This window comes from Aquidulcibacter paucihalophilus (assembly GCA_030285985.1).
Lineage (GTDB): Bacteria > Pseudomonadota > Alphaproteobacteria > Caulobacterales > Caulobacteraceae > Brevundimonas.
Genome location: CP127384.1, coordinates 1,711,130 through 1,727,811 on the forward strand (window position 1 = coordinate 1,711,130; position 16,682 = coordinate 1,727,811).

The 16,682-nt window shown below is 63.1% G+C and carries 12 protein-coding genes and 1 pseudogene; 10 read left to right on the forward strand and 3 right to left on the reverse strand.

Annotation, left to right across the window (positions count from 1 at the left end; translation table 11 throughout):
• Positions 1-8 precede the first annotated feature (8 nt).
• From KB221_08280 to KB221_08310, 7 genes are all read left to right on the forward strand, one after another.
• Positions 9-1,322 carry an FAD-dependent oxidoreductase gene (locus KB221_08280; protein WIY68106.1) on the forward strand — a complete coding sequence of 438 codons (1,314 nt, stop codon included), beginning with the start codon at positions 9-11 and terminating at the stop codon, positions 1,320-1,322.
• Complete coding sequence (locus KB221_08285; GenBank protein ID WIY68107.1) at positions 1,319-1,522, forward strand: DUF2892 domain-containing protein; 204 nt, start codon at positions 1,319-1,321, stop codon at positions 1,520-1,522. The genes KB221_08280 and KB221_08285 overlap by 4 nt, the downstream gene beginning before the upstream one ends.
• 468 nt (positions 1,523-1,990) lie before the next feature.
• Positions 1,991-2,629, forward strand: coding sequence for a helix-turn-helix domain-containing protein (locus KB221_08290; GenBank protein WIY68108.1), 639 nt, complete (start codon positions 1,991-1,993; stop codon positions 2,627-2,629).
• A 103-nt stretch (positions 2,630-2,732) separates the two neighbouring features.
• On the forward strand, positions 2,733-4,163 hold the full coding sequence (locus KB221_08295) for a PAS domain S-box protein (GenBank protein WIY68109.1): 1,431 nt from the start codon (positions 2,733-2,735) through the stop codon (positions 4,161-4,163).
• Positions 4,156-4,755 (forward strand): response regulator FixJ, encoded by a 600-nt coding sequence (gene fixJ / locus KB221_08300; GenBank protein WIY68110.1) that lies wholly within the window; start codon positions 4,156-4,158, stop codon positions 4,753-4,755. Before KB221_08295 ends, fixJ begins: the two co-directional genes overlap by 8 nt.
• 119 nt (positions 4,756-4,874) lie before the next feature.
• Positions 4,875-5,213: a response regulator gene (locus KB221_08305; protein ID WIY68111.1), complete on the forward strand. Its 339-nt coding sequence runs from the start codon at positions 4,875-4,877 to the stop codon at positions 5,211-5,213.
• A gap of 126 nt (positions 5,214-5,339) precedes the next feature.
• Entirely contained in the window at positions 5,340-6,044 is a 705-nt protein-coding gene (locus tag KB221_08310) for a sensor histidine kinase (GenBank protein WIY68112.1), read from the forward strand.
• 445 nt (positions 6,045-6,489) lie between these two features.
• Here KB221_08310 and KB221_08315 read toward each other — a convergent pair whose 3' ends face one another.
• On the reverse strand, positions 6,490-7,026 hold the full coding sequence (locus KB221_08315; protein WIY68113.1) for a hypothetical protein: 537 nt from the start codon (positions 7,024-7,026) through the stop codon (positions 6,490-6,492).
• A 423-nt stretch (positions 7,027-7,449) separates the two neighbouring features.
• Positions 7,450-11,514 carry an autotransporter outer membrane beta-barrel domain-containing protein gene (locus KB221_08320; protein ID WIY68114.1) on the reverse strand — a complete coding sequence of 1,355 codons (4,065 nt, stop codon included), beginning with the start codon at positions 11,512-11,514 and terminating at the stop codon, positions 7,450-7,452.
• Positions 11,515-11,955: 441 nt separating this feature from the next.
• Here KB221_08320 and KB221_08325 point away from each other — a divergent pair.
• The 3 genes and pseudogenes from KB221_08325 to KB221_08335 all read left to right on the forward strand — a co-directional run bounded on the left by KB221_08325 (position 11,956) and on the right by KB221_08335 (position 13,251).
• Positions 11,956-12,222, forward strand: a pseudogene (locus KB221_08325) (hypothetical protein).
• 71 nt (positions 12,223-12,293) lie between these two features.
• A complete protein-coding gene (locus KB221_08330; protein ID WIY68115.1) occupies positions 12,294-12,686 on the forward strand; it encodes a hypothetical protein in 393 nt (130 codons plus the stop codon).
• A gap of 244 nt (positions 12,687-12,930) precedes the next feature.
• The gene (locus KB221_08335; protein ID WIY68116.1) at positions 12,931-13,251 is read left to right on the forward strand and encodes a hypothetical protein; all 321 of its coding nucleotides are present in this window, start codon (positions 12,931-12,933) and stop codon (positions 13,249-13,251) included.
• A gap of 732 nt (positions 13,252-13,983) precedes the next feature.
• On the opposite strand, the gene KB221_08340 is transcribed toward KB221_08335, so the two are convergent.
• Complete coding sequence (locus KB221_08340) at positions 13,984-16,446, reverse strand: P-loop NTPase fold protein (protein WIY68117.1); 2,463 nt, start codon at positions 16,444-16,446, stop codon at positions 13,984-13,986.
• Between the last annotated feature and the right edge of the window lie 236 nt (positions 16,447-16,682).

The following is a 16,682-nucleotide window of genomic DNA, read 5'->3' on the forward strand; positions in this document are numbered from 1 at the left end:
GATCGCGCATGGATCGGCCCACCATCGTCATTCTGGGCGCAGGCCTCGGCGGCACCATCGCCGCCTATGAGCTGCGCCACGTCCTCGGCGACCGCGCGCGGATCGTCATGGTGTCGAAAGGCGACATCTTTCATTTCACGCCCTCCAACCCCTGGGTGGCGGTGAGCTGGCGCAAGCGCGAAGCCATTGAGGTCAGCCTGCCGGAGGTGATGAAGCGCAAGGGCGTGGAGTTCATCAACGTCGCAGCCACCGGCATCCGCCCCGCTGAAAAGGACGTCGACCTAGCCGATGGCCGGTCGCTTCACTACGACTACCTGGTCATCGCTACCGGGCCTGACCTGGCCTTCGACGAAATCCCGGGCCTCGGCCCCGACGGACATACCGTCTCGATTTGCCATGTCGACCATGCCGTGAAGGCGGCCGAGGCCTTCGACGAATTTGTCAGGAACCCCGGCCCGATTGTGGTCGGGGCGGTCCAGGGTGCCTCCTGCTTCGGTCCCGCCTATGAGTTCGCCATGATCCTCGATACCGAGCTGCGCCGCCGGAAGGTGCGCGACAAGGTGCCGATGACCTTTGTCACCTCGGAACCCTACATCGGCCACCTCGGCCTCGACGGGGTCGGCGACACCAAGGGGCTGCTGGAAAGCGAAATGCGCCAGCGCCACATCAAATGGGTCACCAACGCCCGGGTGAAGAGTGTCGAGGCCTGCCTGATGCACGTCGAGGAGATCGGCGAGGACGGCGCGGTCAAGGCAAACCATGACCTGCCCTTCGCCTACTCCATGATGCTGCCGGCCTTCCGCGGGATCGAGGCCGTGCGTGGGATCGAGGGACTCACCAATCCGCGCGGCTTCATCCTCGTCGACAAGCACCAGCGCAATCCGACCTGGCCGGACATCTTCGCCCTCGGCGTCGGCATCGCCATTCCGCCGACCGGCCCCACGCCGGTGCCCGTCGGCGTGCCCAAGACTGGCTTCATGATCGAGAGCATGGTCTCGGCCATCTCGGCCAATCTGAAGCAAATTCTCGACGGTCGGGAGCCGACGTTCGAGGCCAGCTGGAACGCCATCTGCCTGGCCGATTTCGGCGACGGCGGCGTCGCCTTCATGGCCCAGCCGCAGATCCCGCCCCGCAACATCAACTGGTCCGCTAGCGGCCGCTGGGTGCACGCCGCCAAGGTCGCCTTCGAGGGCTACTTCCTGCACAAGGTCCGAAAGGGCCAGGCCGAGCCGCTCTACGAGAAGCTGGCCCTCGATCTGATCGGCGCCCACAAGCTGCGCCCGACCACCCGGTCCACCCCCGCAAAGGAGCCCAGGGCATGAGCCTCGATCGCGCCGTCATGATGTTCGCCGGCTTTATGGTGCTGGTCAGCGTGGCGCTGACCCTTTGGGTTCATCCGGCCTGGATGTGGCTGACGGTGTTCGTCGGCCTCAACCTGCTGCAGGCTTCGATCACCCGGTTCTGCCCGGCCGCCATGCTGTTCCGGAAGCTGGGCGTGCGGCCGGGCACGGCCTTCCGGTAAGCCGGCCATCGCAAGTGGGGTTTGAACGGCCGCTGCTGGCGTTCTCGTTGTCGGATCGGCAGGCGGGAGTCCTCAGACGTCACGGAAACCCAGCCTGAACCGCAAGTATAGTCACGCGGCATGACGGATCACGTCCGCCGGAAACTGGTGGCGCTTGAACGAAATCGGCGTCACGAAAAATCATCCCCATCAGCGGAATAGGCCGCCCTAAGTGGAGACAAGTTAGTGTTAGACTGACAGCATCTACTGCTCAAAAATCCGGTCGAGGCGTCCTGCTAACAGGGGAAATTACCAGATGTTCGCTGCGGGTGGAGGCTTTCGCATTGGAGACGGATTGTTGAATGACTGACAGCACCCTCCATTGCATCCGTATCCGTACTTAGTGGCACGTCCTTAGGGACCGAACCTGAATGATCGGGGCCGGCGGCCCGGCCTATGTTTCGCTCCGTCCACTGATGGGGTTTGGCCATGACTCAGCTTACGTCCATTGTTCCTGCCGGCCCGGCAACCTTCGCCGGGGACTGGGCTGGTGCCGTGCGCCTGACCTTTCGTCCGGGCGAGGAAATCTACGCGCAGGATGAGGATGCGGATCTGGTCTATCGCGTGATCCGCGGCTCGGTGCGGACCATCCACCTACAGTCGGATGGCCGTCGCCAAGTGGGTGATTTCTACTATGAGGGCGACATGATCGGCGTTGATGTCGGCGCTTCGCATCGATTCTCGGCCGAGGCGCTGACTAACTGCGAGGTTCTGGCGCTTCGTCGATCCGGTTCGGCGGCCTATGAAAAAGGCCATGTTGAGCGCGTGATGTGGGCGGCTACGATCAGCGAATTGCAGCGGACCCAATCCCATTTGCTCCTGCTGGGTCGGGCGACAGCCTGTGAGAAGGTGGCCCGGTTCCTGATGGACATTGCCAACCGATACACAGGTGAATTCGTCATACTGCCGATGAGCCGGCAGGATATGGCCGACTATCTGGGCCTGACGATCGAGACCATCTCTCGCATGCTGAGTCGTCTGCAGGCCGCTGGCGTGATCGAGTTTTCGGGCGCGCGCAAATATCGGATCCGGAGTCCAGGTTGCCTCTCGGGCATGGCTGCCACCTAAAGTAGCTTCGGCTCGGGCTGCTATGCTAAGCTTGTCTCGTGATCGCTACCCGCGGTCGAGCCGAGAGGTGCCGGTGTATCTGCGATCTTCCGTTCTGGAACCGATGTCGCGCCGCAGGGGCTATATCGCCGTGGGCGTCGGAACCCTGGTCGCAGTCTTCGTGAGGCTCGGCCTGAGCCTGCAGTTCGACGATCGCACCTTTTTCGTCATTTATGCCCCGTTCGTTCTGGTAGCGGCCTGGCTGGGCGGTCGAGGGCCCGCGCTCCTGGCGACGATGATCGGTCTCGGGATCAGCGCGGCGACGCTTCAGGAGAAGCTCTGGCTCAGCCCGGCCAATATGGTCGACGCTGCCGCCTTTGTAATCCTCGGCACCTTCATTTCAGTCGCCGGCGAACGTCTGTGGCGCAACAGCATGGAGGTTGAAACCCGGCAGGCTCACCTGCACTCCATCCTAGAGACGGTACCCGAAGCCATGATCGTGATCGACGCCGAGGGAAAGATGCAGTCGTTCAGCGCGGCCGCCGCCCGCCTTTTCGGATGGACTCCCGAGGAAGCCATCGGATCGAATGTCAGCATCCTGATGCCCGAGCCGTACAGGTCGGCGCATGGCCGCCATCTGGCCCGCTATCTCAACACAGACGAGCGGCGGATCATCGGCGTCGGACGGGTTGTGGTCGGCGAGCGGAAGGACGGTTCGACCTTTCCCATGGAGCTGGCGGTGGGCGAAGCCCGCGCACAGGGCGGCCGCCACTTCACCGGATTCGTCCGCGATCTGACCGAACGGCGCGACCAGGAGCGCCGGATTCAGGAGTTGCAGTCGGAACTGATGCATATGTCGCGCCTGACCGCCATGGGGGAGATGGCGTCATCGCTGGCCCATGAGCTGAACCAGCCCTTGTCCGCCATCGCCAGCTATATGAAGGGGTCCGTCACCCTGCTGGAGTCCGAGCAGCCTGATCTGCCCAAGCTTCAGGTGGCGCTTGATCGCGCGGGTGATCAGGCCCTGCGCGCCGGTGACATCATCAAACACCTGCGCGAGTTCGTCGCCAAGGGCGAGACCGAGCACACGCTCGAGGATCCCGCCAAACTGATCGAGGAAGCCAGCGCCCTGGCGCTGGTGGGCGCCAGGGACAAGGGCGTCCGGATCGATCTCCGGCTGGACCGGAACCTCGGCCAGGTGGTCGTGGACAAGGTCCAGATCCACCAGGTCGCCGTGAATCTCATACGCAACGCAATCGACGCAATGGCAGATGCACCCGACCGGGAGCTCGAGATCGCGGCCCGGTTGGATGACCCACGTACCATAAAGGTCAGCGTCGCCGACAGCGGACCTGGCCTTGAACCCTCGGTCCGGGAGCGTCTGTTCCAGCCTTTCGTAACCACAAAGGCCCAGGGGATGGGGATCGGATTGTCTATTTGCCGGACCATCGTCGAGGCTCATGGTGGGCGGATATGGGCAGAAGATAGACCCGGCGGTGGTACGATCTTCAACTTCACCTTACCTCGGGCCGATGGGGAGATCGCCAATGACTGAATGCCTTCATGTCATCGATGACGATGCCAGGTTGCGCGAGGCGCTCGCCTTTCTGCTTGAGGTCAATGGGATCAAGGCGCGCTTCTATGAAACGGGCAATGCCTTTCTCGACGCCCTGCCCGTCGAGGAAGGATGTCTGCTGACGGACGTCCGGATGCCGGGCATCACCGGGCTTGAGCTTGTTCGGGAGTTGAAAAGGCGCAGCATCGACCTGCCCGTTATCGTCATGACGGGCCATGGAGACATTTCCCTGGCCGTGGAGGCGATGAAGGCCGGCGTGAGCGACTTCATTGAGAAGCCCTTCAACGACGAGGTTCTGATATCCGCTCTTCATGCGGCCTGTGAGCGCCGGAAGGATAAGACGGGGCCAGACGCCGCCCGGCAGGCGGCGGAGTTGCGGTTGGCCTCGCTGTCGCCCCGCGAACGTGAGGTCCTGACGGGCGTCGTCGAGGGAAAACTCAACAAGATCATCGCGTTCGAACTCGACATAAGTCCGCGCACCGTCGAGATTTACCGCGCAAACCTGATGTCGAAGACCGGCGCTCGAAACATCTCCGAACTGATGCGGATCGCGCTGGCGGCCGGCTACTGAATTGTCCTGGATCAATGCGCGATACCGCAGCGCCTCCAGAGTCGCGACGCTGTGTTAGTTTAGCCTCCGATTTGTGTCACATGGCCCCTTCACATAGTTTCCTTCCTGTCCTGCTGATCGTGGACGACGACAAGGAGGTGTTGCGCTCTCTCGCCTTCATGGCGGGGACGCGCGGCTATGAAGTGATCAGCTGCGCCACCGCCGCCGAGGCGCTGGTCGCACTGGACGGTTCCATCGCATGTTTCATCATCGACCAGAACCTGCCTGATGTCCCGGGCATCCGCCTGCTCAAACAGATTCGCGACGCCGGAAATCAGGCCCCGGCCTTGCTGATGACAAGCAGCCCATCCTCGCTACTTCGGGGGCAGGCGGCTGCCGCAGGCGCGCCTATCGTGGAGAAGCCCCTCCTCGACGAGAGTCTGTTCGAGCAGATCGAAAAACTCATCGTCCGCCCCTGACCGGGGTAGCCCCATGGGCGTCGCCAAACGTTCCGGAAAGCCGGATTGGCTCAAGCAGCCTATGACATAAGTCAAGGACAGGCGCTGTCCCGGACCTAATCTTGACTGCGGTCCAGGGAATTCCTCATGTCTCAGATGTCGAACGAAGGTCGGGACGCCGTCCGGGCCGTTCACCACCAGATCGGCAACAGCCTTCAGTCGGTCGCCAGTCTCCTGAACCTCGAAAGCCGGTCGGCACCTCCGGAAGCTGCGACTGTCCTGAGCGAGGCCGGCCGCCGTGTCAGTGCGGTGATGCGGCTGCACCAGCGCCTGCAGGAAACCGACGGCGACTTTGTTCGGCTGGACGATCTGCTCGCCGACATCTGCCGCGATATCGCCGAGCTGGACGCCGTGGACCGCGAGGCCGAGATCCGGGTCGATCTCCAGCCCTATTGCGCCACACCCAGACTCGCCGCCGCCATGGCCATGATCACCGCCGAGCTGGTCGGCAATTCGCTTGAGCATGGCCTGGCTCGCCGGGCTGGAACCGTCGAGGTCCGTCTCGCGCCTACGGACGACGGCACCTGCCTCGTCGTCCAGGACGATGGCGAAGGCATTCCCGATGGAAGGCTTGGCCCGGGATTCGGCCTCACGCTCGTGACCCGTCTGGCGCGCCAGCTCGGCGCCAAGGTCGAAAAATCGTCAGGCCCCGCCGGGACGTGTTTCGAAATGACATGCCCGGGCCTGTGGCTGGATCCGACAGGGTCGGCGCAGCCCACGAAGGTGCCGGCACGGGTTTCGACATGCTCGCCCTTCTCGACGCAGAATCGGCGGATAGATGACCCTTCTTGAATCCGCGTACTACAGCGTTGAAAATCGGCTAAAATTGCGATGCCTATCTACAGAGTATGAAATACTGCTGTTATTGTACGAACTAGGCTACAGTAAACCGACCGTATTATTGACGATGCAGAAATCCTCTAGCAGTACATTTTACAACTGTGTTGGTAAACTTCATCACAACGGCCTGATCAATATCGATGTGGACGGTAATGATCGCCGTCAGTCCCTATACTCTCTGACCGCCTTCGCGCGGGGCGTCCTGGATGAGAATTGGGACAAGATCCAGGCCTGGACGAGAGGACGAGGAGCAGGCGAGTCCGGGACGCTGTCGGAACCCTGAAGTCTTAGGGTTGAGGGAGGCGATCAAAAGCAGGGGGCGGGCGTCAAACGCCCGCCCCCTTTTGAATCATCGTATTCGGCATCGCGTGAAGTCGACGGGCGTCGCTGAACCCGCCTAGCCCGGACGTCGGACGGTCGGGCCGAGGCGTTCGACCACCTGGCGGGCGTTGAACACGCCCCTCTCATCTTGCGGCATGGGCAGGCGTCCCATGACAATTTCTGCGGTGGCTTCGAAATGCTCAACGGTTTGCATGTCGGCCCTTGATGCCCAGAAGGGGTCGCTGCTCCAGGGGTACCAGGACTGCCAACCGGTTCGGCTGCCATAGTAGCGCCAGGACGGACGCCAGTGGGGGTATTCCGGTCCGTACCACGGGCGGTAGAAGGGGTCCGGAACGAGATCGCGCCGGATTTCGCGTTCCGTTTCGCGCTCGATCACCCGGAACCAGTCGTAGCCTTGCTGCAGGGTCAGTTCGGCCGATCTGTAGAGCAGGTAGCCTTCAACCGTGTCGCGGGAGGTAAATGCATCGCCGGCAAAGGTGACTCGGTAGCGATCGGCCGCCAGCAGCCTCTCCGAATAGCCCTCCAGACCATGCACGCCAGGCTGGACGGGATGATAGGGGGCGTCGACTGTGGCGCAACTGGCGAGAACCATGACCACTCCGGTGCAGATGGACGCGCCGAAGGACCGTCTTGCGGCGGTGGCCCCTCCGGAGGTCCTGTTATTCAATATTCCGGTTTGGTTCACGACATCTCTCCTATTCCAATATTTGCATATTAAATTCTAACATATTGCTCCCGCACCCCAGTTGATATTCGTCAAGTGATTGTTGTTATAGACCAATTCTGTTCATCGGAATATATCGTCAGGATATGGTCGTCGATCGAATATCGCCGTGAACGCGCATGGGCCCAGAACGTCCTGATCAGAAGTCTCGATCTGCTATCAAGCGGGGTTCGCAAATTTGACCCTAAGGATGGCTCGCCACGACGTCCGGCACCATGTCCATGCGGCATACGGTGAAAGGGGCAGGCATCGCTGCCGGCCCCTTCCGCTTTTGAGTTCAGGAGCTCGGGATTATTGAGCGCCGGCGCCGAACCTGATGGTCACGCTGCCGTAGACAGCCTGGTCATCAATGCCGTCGCCGAAGCGACCCGAGTAGCCGATCCTCCCGGTCACCCGGTCCGAGAAGGCGCCCGTCAGACTGAGACCCGCCAGGAACGAGCCGCGCTCAACGGTCGGCGACTGAACGGTGAAGTCGCTGCCCGCTGGAGCATCCGCGAACCGGGCCATCACATCGAACTCCGCGTCGCCCAGGTCACTGCGGTAGGCGATGCGGGCCTCGGGGATGATCGACCCCATGCGGCCCGTCCACTTCACACCGGCCAGAAACGACGTCTGGGACGCCGACTGGTCTGCGTAGGCGAGATTGGCTCCGGGCACGCCGGTTTCGGTGAATGCGCCCAACTCGGTGTCGGAGTAGTCCAGGGCAACGAACGGCGTCAGCCATGTGCCCTGCACCGGTATGCGGGCACCGGCTTCGGCGTAGAGTGAAAGGGTGTCGGTGTCCGGCGTGCCCGCTGCTGTTCCGACCGTGCTCAGGATGCCGATGGACCGGATGCTGGCACCGCTCAGCTGCGTGAAGTTGCCGATGCCACGCAGATAGTAGGCACCATTATCATATGACGCCCGCAATCCGAGCAGCCAGCCGTCAGCTTCGATCCGGCCATTCTGGCGGTCAAAGTCGACCTCCAGGTCACGATAGCCGACGTATCCGCCGACCCTGGTGTCGTTCATGACATGGTCCAAGCCGACAATCGCGAACTGTTGCTTGGCATCGGACCCCGGCGCGTTGGCGTCGCCATCAAGGTTGGCGCTGTTGAGGCCGCCAACCGTCCAAAGTCGGAACCCGGCTTCCGGATTGCGGCAGCCATCGATACCTTCAGGGCTGTTCAGGCAGTCCGACTGATCGGCGATGGCGGTGTTCAGTTGCTGGCTGCCGTTCCGCAGTGACTGGAGATATCCCGCCGTCTGGGCGCCGGTGAGCTGGTCCAGCGCCAAGGGGTAGTCCGTGGCATCCAGCAGGAACAGGTTTGCGAGCATGCCGGCGAACGGGCCCGTCAGCGCCGGGTTGTAGACTGCCTCGATACCGCCGCCGACCGCGGCCTGATTGCCCGTCAGGCCCGATACGGCGCCGAACCCGATACGCGTGATGGTCAGGTCGACGTTGGCTCCGCTGTCATAGACGGCTACCGGAACCAGCAGGGGGCTGCCCGTGTTGGTGACGACGCTCGAGAAGGTTCCGTTGAGCACGTTGGCATCGATGATGTTGTCGAAGCTGTAGAAATTCCCGAACAGGCCGTTTGATGTCGACAGGTTGAGCTGCAGCGTTCCAGCCAAGGTGACCGTATTGGCCGCAATCACCTGGATGGGCGACGGGATGGCCAGGGCGCCGAGCAATCCCGAGGGTGCCCCGGAGCCGCCGAACGACAACGGCATGTCCAGCACAAGCGTGCCACCCGACGCGACGGTGAAGGTATTTACGTAACCACCGGCAGGACCGTCATAGGATGGGTTGGTGATGCGTGGATTCACAAGGCGCAGCGAGCCGCCGCTGGCGATGGTCAGCGAACCCTCATACTCCCCGTTCGGATTGATCACACCGTCGAGAATGGTCGTGCCGCCTGCGATGGTGATGCTGTCATCGGCCGAGATATCGATGTTTCCGTAGATGGAGCCGCTGCCGAGGAGGCGGATGTCGACCGCGTTCGGGGCGAGGGTCGTGTCGATCGCCAGCCCGTGTGTCCAGGTCAGGCCGCCGTCTGTGCTCTCGCGGGCGGTGATGGAGCCGCCATTGTTGATGATGGTGAAGACTGCGCCCGGCGGCGGCACGATGGGGGAAGCGTCGAAGTCCCGCACCAGGATGCCCGTGGCCGAGGCGGCGCCGACATTCGTACGCGCCGACACGGTGATTGAACCGGTGTTGGTCAGGGTGGCGGTGTTAACGGCCGACATAAAGTCCATGCCGACCGCCGTGGCGCCCAGGGGCAGTTCGTCGAGCGAGCCAGGAATGGCCAGGCTGGCCGCGGAGGCGTCCATCAGGATTGAGCCCGTGGCGCTTGCTGTGACGGTCAGGCTGCCGGAGTTGGTCACAGCGCCGGACAGGCTGTTGGCGGCCTCCTCTTCCCAGACGACCGGACCTTCTTCATCCGAGCCATGGCCGCCGTTAGTGGGGCCGCCGTGACCTTCGGTGCCGCCATGGCCGCCGCCTTCATCGCCCTCGACCACTGCGGTCGGATCGTAGGTGCCGTAGAAGCCAAAGCCGAGCGCCCCGGCTGTCGCCGGGCCGGCGACCTGGGCGTCAGCACTGACAACCACGGTCCCGCTATTGGTCACCGCCAGCGTCAGCGGATCGCCAAACGCTGTGTAGCCGATCGAACCGGCCGATGCTGAGCCGCTGGTCTCGCCGAACATGCCGGCGGTCGATTGGACCCTGAAGGAACCCGTATTGGCGAACGTCGCCAGGGCGGTATTGCCGGTGACCTCCTGCTCGACGCCAATCGCGCCAGCCTCCACCGTTCCCGAAAGTCCGGTCGCAGACGCGCTGCTGCTGGCCAGGAAAGAGCCGGCGTTGGTGAAGGTGGCGCTGGCGGCGCCTGTGGTCGTGGCCTGCTGCAGCACAGCCGGATGCAGATCCGAGCTGGCGTTGGCGAGCTCGCCGGTCGCCGAGGCGGACCCGATGACATTGATCACGCCGCTGGCGCCGTTGGTGAGGGTCACGCCTGCGATGCGGTCCTCGATCTGGGGAGAGCCTTCAGCCTCGGCCACCTGCAGAATGGCGGATTCTATGGTTGCGATGGCTCCGGACTGGGAGCCTTCGCCCTGGGAACTCGCCACGCTCGTGGCGCCGAAATCAATCCGGCCGTTGTTGGTGGCGGTGGCGATCGAGATGCCGCCGTCCGAACCGTTGGACTGGACCTTGGTGACGAGCAGGCTGCTGGCGACCGCATTGCTGTTGGCGAGGGTCGTGCCGTTGGCGGTCGCGATGGACGTCCCGGTGATGCGGCCGGCAGCGGCGTTGGTGAAGATCACGGTGGAGCTGTCGTCCCCCGAACCATTGGACGCGGTCCGCAGGTGGAACAGGCCATGTTCGCCGCCGCCCAGTGTGGACTCGGCGGTCGCCGCACCCGCGCTGGACGAGGCCAGGGCCGTCGCGCCAGCCGTCAGCGTTCCGCTGTTGGAGAAGGTGGTGCTGGTGACGCCGTCGCCGCCGCCATTGGCCTGGGCCCGCATGAACAGGGCTTCGCCGGCCGTAGCGCGCGCGAGCGCGTCTCCGACCGAATTGGCCGTGGCGGTGCCGTTGAACAGGATGGTTCCGCTATTGGTGATGGACGTGCTGGCGGACCCGCCGCCGCCGCCTTCGACGGTGGCTTCCTGATGCAGACCGCCGACGGCGCTCGCCGTGGCCCGCGCGGCGATGTCGCCGTGGAAGTCCGTTCCCGTCGCGCTTGCGCTCGCGCCGAGATCAAACAGACCGGTATTGATCAGCGAGGCCGAGACGGTTGCATTTGGTGCCGTCGCAATCTGTGTGACCGCGTCCAGAAGATCGGCGTTCGCGATCGCCTGCCCTTCGTCGTTGGTGGCCGTGGCCAGGGCCCTGATCGACACCGAGCCGGCATTTGCGATGGAAATGATGGCGTCAACGTCGCCCGGCGCGGCGCTTGGGTCCAGAATCGACAGCGGCGACGTCTCCACTTCACCCACGCTCAAGCGTTGCACGATGGTGCCGCTCGCGGTCGATGCGACGCTGGCGGTGGCGGCCGGCGTCCCGGCGTCCGTGACGCCGAGTGTGAGCACCTGGCCGGCGTTGATGACGTACACCGGATCGACGTCCAGTCCGGGGCTGACGACCGGTTGGGCCAGAATCGACAGCGGCGTCGTCGCCATTTCGCCAACGCTCAGACGTTTCGCGATCTCTCCTTGCTCGGTCGTTGCGACAGCGGCTGTAGAGGCCAGCGTCCCACCGTCGGTGACGCCCGTCAGGGAAACCGGGTCAGCGGCGGCGACGAATTCCGGGTCGAAATTGAGTCCGGGGCTCACGATCGCCTGGGCCAGGGCTGGCGAGGCGATGATCAGCGCCAAGGCCGACACGCCGACGGACAGGCGAAGGTATCTTGAATGCTTGGGCATCTTGTTGTTCCCCCTCTTTCGAGATTGATGGCGCGACACTGTCGCGGACCCCGCCAACCACTTAAGGTGTTGACCGGTCGATCAGCCGTTACGAGTCGGCGAGGTCGAGCTCGTTGATTTTGGTCAAGACCTCCGGAATTCGGAGTTATCTGGCACAGCCATGAGTTTTCCCGGCCGTGCGTCCTGTGCCTCTGCCAGCTCGCACTCATGCCGCTGACCAGCCAGGTGCCCAGCCTCGCGCCTGTCGCGAAATCGACCAACTTGTTCCGGTAGATTCCACAGCCTCACGCCATGCCGGATAGGCACGATTTCGCCGCACCTTCATCTTCGCTCGGCTGCCCCCGTGTGAATCACCACGGGCTTGTTGGGGGCTCGAGTTTCAATGCCGAGGCCTACTTCTGCGATCCTCGGTCACCGTGGCAGCGCGCCTCTAATGAGAACACCAGCCCGCTGCTGCGCCAGTACCGGCACCCTGGAACCGACCTTCCGCTGCAAAGCCAAGCCCGACTCAGCGGCATCGCCCATCAGCTCAACCCATGCCCGATAAAGACCTCGCTTACGGCACGCCAGCGGGAGCTTGCCGAGCTGTTGCGGCGAATGAGACGCCGAAAGCGGACTCGCCGGACGTCCGCTATGGGTCGGAAGCGGACTTTCGGCTGAATTTGGGAAGCGGACATCCTGAGGCCATGAGCGGTATGAGAATGCCACCAGCGCGCTCAAGGGAGGTGCCCGTGAAGCCCAAACGCATCAATGTCCTGGAAATTTCGGAAGGCCTGCCGCCGGGTGCCGCGACGCTACTCGATCTTCGCTATGGCGCGGAGAGCGACTGGAACTTGATCGCCCACTTCAGCAATGGAGACGAGGCAATCTCTGTCTCAGTGGAACGCCCGACTGCATTCAGGGTGACTGACGAAGGCAATCTGCGTTGGTATTGGTCGATGCTCGGTGCGCAAGGCGGTCCATGGGGGTTTGTCTACGAACTGGAGGGTAGCGCGTGGCTGGCGGAGTATGAAAGCTCGGCCGCCGGACCCGATCCGGAAGTGAAGCACTATCTCGTCGCGGGTTCAGACGAATGTCTCGAAGTTCTCTCATGGGCAAAACCGATCGTGCAGCGAAACCCCTGATCTCCATTTTTTCGAGCAGTCCGAACGTCCGCTTTGGGTCGGGAGCCGACTTTCGTCGAAGGTGGACAGTCAGCGCGGAAGCAGCAACCCTTTAGGTATGACAGAGGGCAGACAACGCCGGGCCGCAGTCCTTGGGGGCATTGGCCTGTTCATGATGGCCGGTGCCATCTGGTTCAGGGTCGCGCCATCCGACTCAAACGCGTCCGCGCCCCTCTGGGCAGACGTGCTCCCGGTGATGATATTCTTGATCGGGCTGGTTCTGTTCCTCCAGTCCGGCTTCATCGAACTGCTTAAGATCGTCAAAGAAGGGCGGAAGAGCGCGACGGAGATGCAAGAGGCTCAACTCAGACGGCTGAACCGTCTTGGAGTTGGGCTCCTGGCCTTGATCGTGCTGGCAGGCGTCTTTGTCTTCTCTGCCCGTATGGCGGACGGGCGACTTGGCTGGGGAAGCACCGGACTTGCTTGGGCGGTTTACCTCACCGGGTTCGTGCTTTTGGCTACTGCTTCGCTGCTCGGCACATGGGCTCGATTTCGGGAAATCGAAATCCTATCCGACCGGAATTAACGTCTGCAGTGTCCGCTATGGGGCGGGAACCGACTGTCGCCTGAGGGGGGGGGTTAGCTGTAGTTCCCGGTCAGCACCCCAACGCCAAAGGCGGCAGCGAGGACTGCGAGCACAATCCCTCCCCACTTCAAGCCCGTTCGGTAGCCGCCATTGGCATACCCTGCGCCGAAGGCACCAACCCCGAACCAGCCCACAAATCCAAGAAAAGCGGGATCAAGGCTGAACCGCCTTCCCCACGTGTCGAATAGGAAGCCCCACCAAAAGAAGAGGGCAGCGGCAGCAAGTAGAATGCCGTAGCCGACAATCTGTCTCTTCCCTGCGTGCATTGCCCTCATCCAATCCAGCCAACCCACTCGACGTTATGACGCCCGTCGCAATGTCCGCAATGGGTCGGGAGCTGCCAAAGGCATCGGACCAAAAAGCGGACTTTCCCAGGCTCAGACGGCATGCCTGAATGTCGTGTTTCCGGCGCTCAGTGAATGACCGGTTCTGGCGCTGACCGGAAGTTCGCGTGAATCAAGGGCAGAAGCAGATTTCAGCGGACTTACCGTTTGCTGCCCAAGGAGTTGGGTCTTGGTGAAGGCCCCACATCGGGGAGTGGCTCCCGGACGTTATCTCTCGAATCGGTCGGAGCTGGAGTTGAACTTCATGGCCCCGCTCTCGCCTACGCTCTGGGGACCAAGTCGAGCGGTGCGGCTTCGTCGATGGTCTCCAAGGATCCTCAATCATGTCTCAGATCGCTCCAGGAAAGACGACGCGCCTTGCTTTTGCCAGCCGGACCTCAGCGAGCGGCGCGCTGATCTCCAAGGCCTGACGAACTCGCGCGACCTCGTCGGCCAGACCTCGGGACGAAAGGTCATCCCAGCCCGCACGAGACTCCAGACCGCGCGCGACAATCCGGATCAGAATGACGATCTCGTAGTGCACGGCCATTTCGCGGGCGAAGCGAGCGAGCGTTCGGCCGTCTTCCGTGGCGTTAAGTCCCGACAAGGCGTCGATCGTTCCCCTGAAGCGGCCGAGGGCACCCCGGGCTGCCGCCAGCGTGGCCTCTGCAGGCAGGACCGCCAAGGCCGCGAGAAGATCGTTGGTCTCGACGGTTTCCTTAGCGTTCCGCACCGCGATACCGGTCGCTCGCAGGCGGGTAGCGAGATCAGCTTCCGCCATAGCGTCGACCGCCTGTTTGAGGGTGATCATCCCCTTTTCGGACGTCTCCGCGACGTCAAGCAGGGTGCGCCCTTGCCGTATGAGGTCGCGCGGCAGTCCGCCCGAGAACATGTGGCAGACCTGAAGGAATGGGTCCGGGAGCCGGAGAATCCTGCGAGCGAGGAGAGCGCGCGACTGCTCCAAGGACAGGAAGTCGAGTTGAATGATGTCGTCGAGGGCACTGTCGAACGCGTCCCGGAACCCGAGACCGCGGCGCTCGAACGCCGCCAAGGCGTGTTCGGAGACGCTGACCAGATAGAAGCAGCGGTTGATTCCGAAGATGGACTTGACGCCGTTCAGGAAGGCTTCGGCCTGCTGCGCGGTCTTGAGCTTGTCGAGTTCATCGATGCCGATGATGACCACGTTTTGGTAGTGGTCGGCGACGCCTTCCACGAAGGACCGAAAGCGTACAACAAGGTCTGGCAGGCTCTCCGTCCGCTCCGCTACCGTGACGCCGCCGGTTCGCGACGTCTCCAGCCCGACCCCGAGCTTCAATCCGCCGCCCCAGCCAGAGGTGTAGGTGCGCTGAAAGGCGATGTGCCGGAGCTCGACCTTGGCGCGGGCGGCGAGGGGAGCGCCGGCGAACTCGGGCGGCGTCGGGAATCGGTCGCGGCCGAGCAGAAGGCGCTGAAATGGTGAGCGCGACCCCAAGAGCATCATCATCGCAAACAGGCTGAGGGCAATGCCGCCCGTGAACAGCGGCGAACTTGCCAGAAGTTGTTCCACCGTCGGCACGGTTCGCGGGGCCACGGGCAGGCCCCCTCCGGTCGGACCTCCGGTGGCGGCGACGGTCTGCGCCGGTGGTGTCTGCTGGCTTGTGGGCCGGATCTCCGGCGCCGCCGTCGCCAGTTCCGCAACTTGGGCGGTCGCCGTCGGGCGAGCGGGGACATTTGCCGTCGAGGCGACGACGGCCGTGGAGACCGCGGCGGCCCCGGCAAGCAGAAGCAGTTTTCCGTACAGCGAAAAATCGCGGGCCAGCATGCGACGTCTCCGACGATCGGCATCCGCGGCGTCCTCGTCGAACTCGATATGGAAGCGATTGCGCCCACCTTCGGTCTCGATGACGCGCCGACATAGAGCCGCGAAGACGTGCAAAAGGAACTCCCGACTCTCGTATTCGACGGGAGCTGAGGTCGCGACCGAGATCGCGGGCTTGCCGTTGATAGTCGGATTGGCGCTGCAGAAGGATGACAGGAGCGTGGTCTTCCCGGCCCCTCTTGGGCCGCTGACACCGATACTGGCGCCCGGGAGCGTCGAGAACTGTCGCAGGAGCGTTTTCCACTCTGACGTCGAAACCTCGTTCTCGGTGGTACCGACCTCCGTCAGACCTGATCCTACGGTCAGGATCTGTCGTCCGCGCTTCGTGGGGTCCCTCCTGACCCGCAGCTGGCCGCTATAGATCGGCCCCTGGAGGGTGTTCAGGATCTCGGTGACGTGATCCCTGACTAGGTGCACAAGCTGATCATGGCGGACTGCGTCGGCACGCTGAACGGCCTGATCGAGCTGCGGCAACCCGAACCGTTCGCGAACCTTCCATCGATGTCTCCGGGCAAGGACGGCGAAGAAGAATGCCTCGTAGATCAGGAGTGCGATGGTGCCATACGACAGGACCCACAGGCCGCCCGTGAGCCAGTTTGAGCTGAACGGGGCGATCCAAGTTTCGAAGAAGGCTTGGGCCGGACGCCAGCCCGGCCAGCGGCTAACCACCGCCATGGCGACTCCAATGGACCCCGCGAGAAGGGCGAGTCCCAAACGGAACTTGTGCCCGGTATGAGCAATGATCTCATCAGCGGCAAAATTGGCGGTCCTCGCTTCCGCCTGCGCCTCTCGCCAGTCGGCCGTGGCTTTCGAGAGCTCCAGCTCGATCTCTGGTCGCCTTTGACGGAGGTCGCGCTCGACCATTGGTCGGTTTGTTGCGGCGCCGTGGGTCGTCAGAAGGACTTTCAGTTCCGTTGTATCGAGCGCGCCAACGATTTCGTCTTCGATGGTCATCCTGTCCCCCTCCCAGGTTCTGTTCGCTCTATGCGCGATATCTGCCTCGTCGTCACGAGAGGCGAAAGGTGCGGACAGATGCTGGGATGAAGGCGTTCAAGCCCTCTGTGCGCTAACGCACGCAGCTATGCGCAACCCTCGCGATCTCAAAGCGCGGTAGCCAAGCGGATGGCCGGCCCCAATGTCTTCGACGGGTCGAAGCAAACCGTCTTCCAATCGGCTGCGCCAACGTCCAC

What these genes read in the sequence shown, in the direction of transcription:
- KB221_08290 (WIY68108.1), top strand. Translation starts at nt 1,991, where the DNA reads ATGACTCAGCTTACGTCCATTGTTCCTGCCGGCCCGGCAACCTTCGCC.
- KB221_08280 (WIY68106.1), top strand. Translation starts at nt 9, where the DNA reads ATGGATCGGCCCACCATCGTCATTCTGGGCGCAGGCCTCGGCGGCACC.
- KB221_08295 (WIY68109.1), top strand. Translation starts at nt 2,733, where the DNA reads ATGTCGCGCCGCAGGGGCTATATCGCCGTGGGCGTCGGAACCCTGGTC.
- KB221_08315 (WIY68113.1), bottom strand. Translation starts at nt 7,026, where the DNA reads ATGGTTCTCGCCAGTTGCGCCACAGTCGACGCCCCCTATCATCCCGTC.
- KB221_08285 (WIY68107.1), top strand. Translation starts at nt 1,319, where the DNA reads ATGAGCCTCGATCGCGCCGTCATGATGTTCGCCGGCTTTATGGTGCTG.
- KB221_08310 (WIY68112.1), top strand. Translation starts at nt 5,340, where the DNA reads ATGTCTCAGATGTCGAACGAAGGTCGGGACGCCGTCCGGGCCGTTCAC.
- fixJ (WIY68110.1), top strand. Translation starts at nt 4,156, where the DNA reads ATGACTGAATGCCTTCATGTCATCGATGACGATGCCAGGTTGCGCGAG.
- KB221_08340 (WIY68117.1), bottom strand. Translation starts at nt 16,446, where the DNA reads ATGACCATCGAAGACGAAATCGTTGGCGCGCTCGATACAACGGAACTG.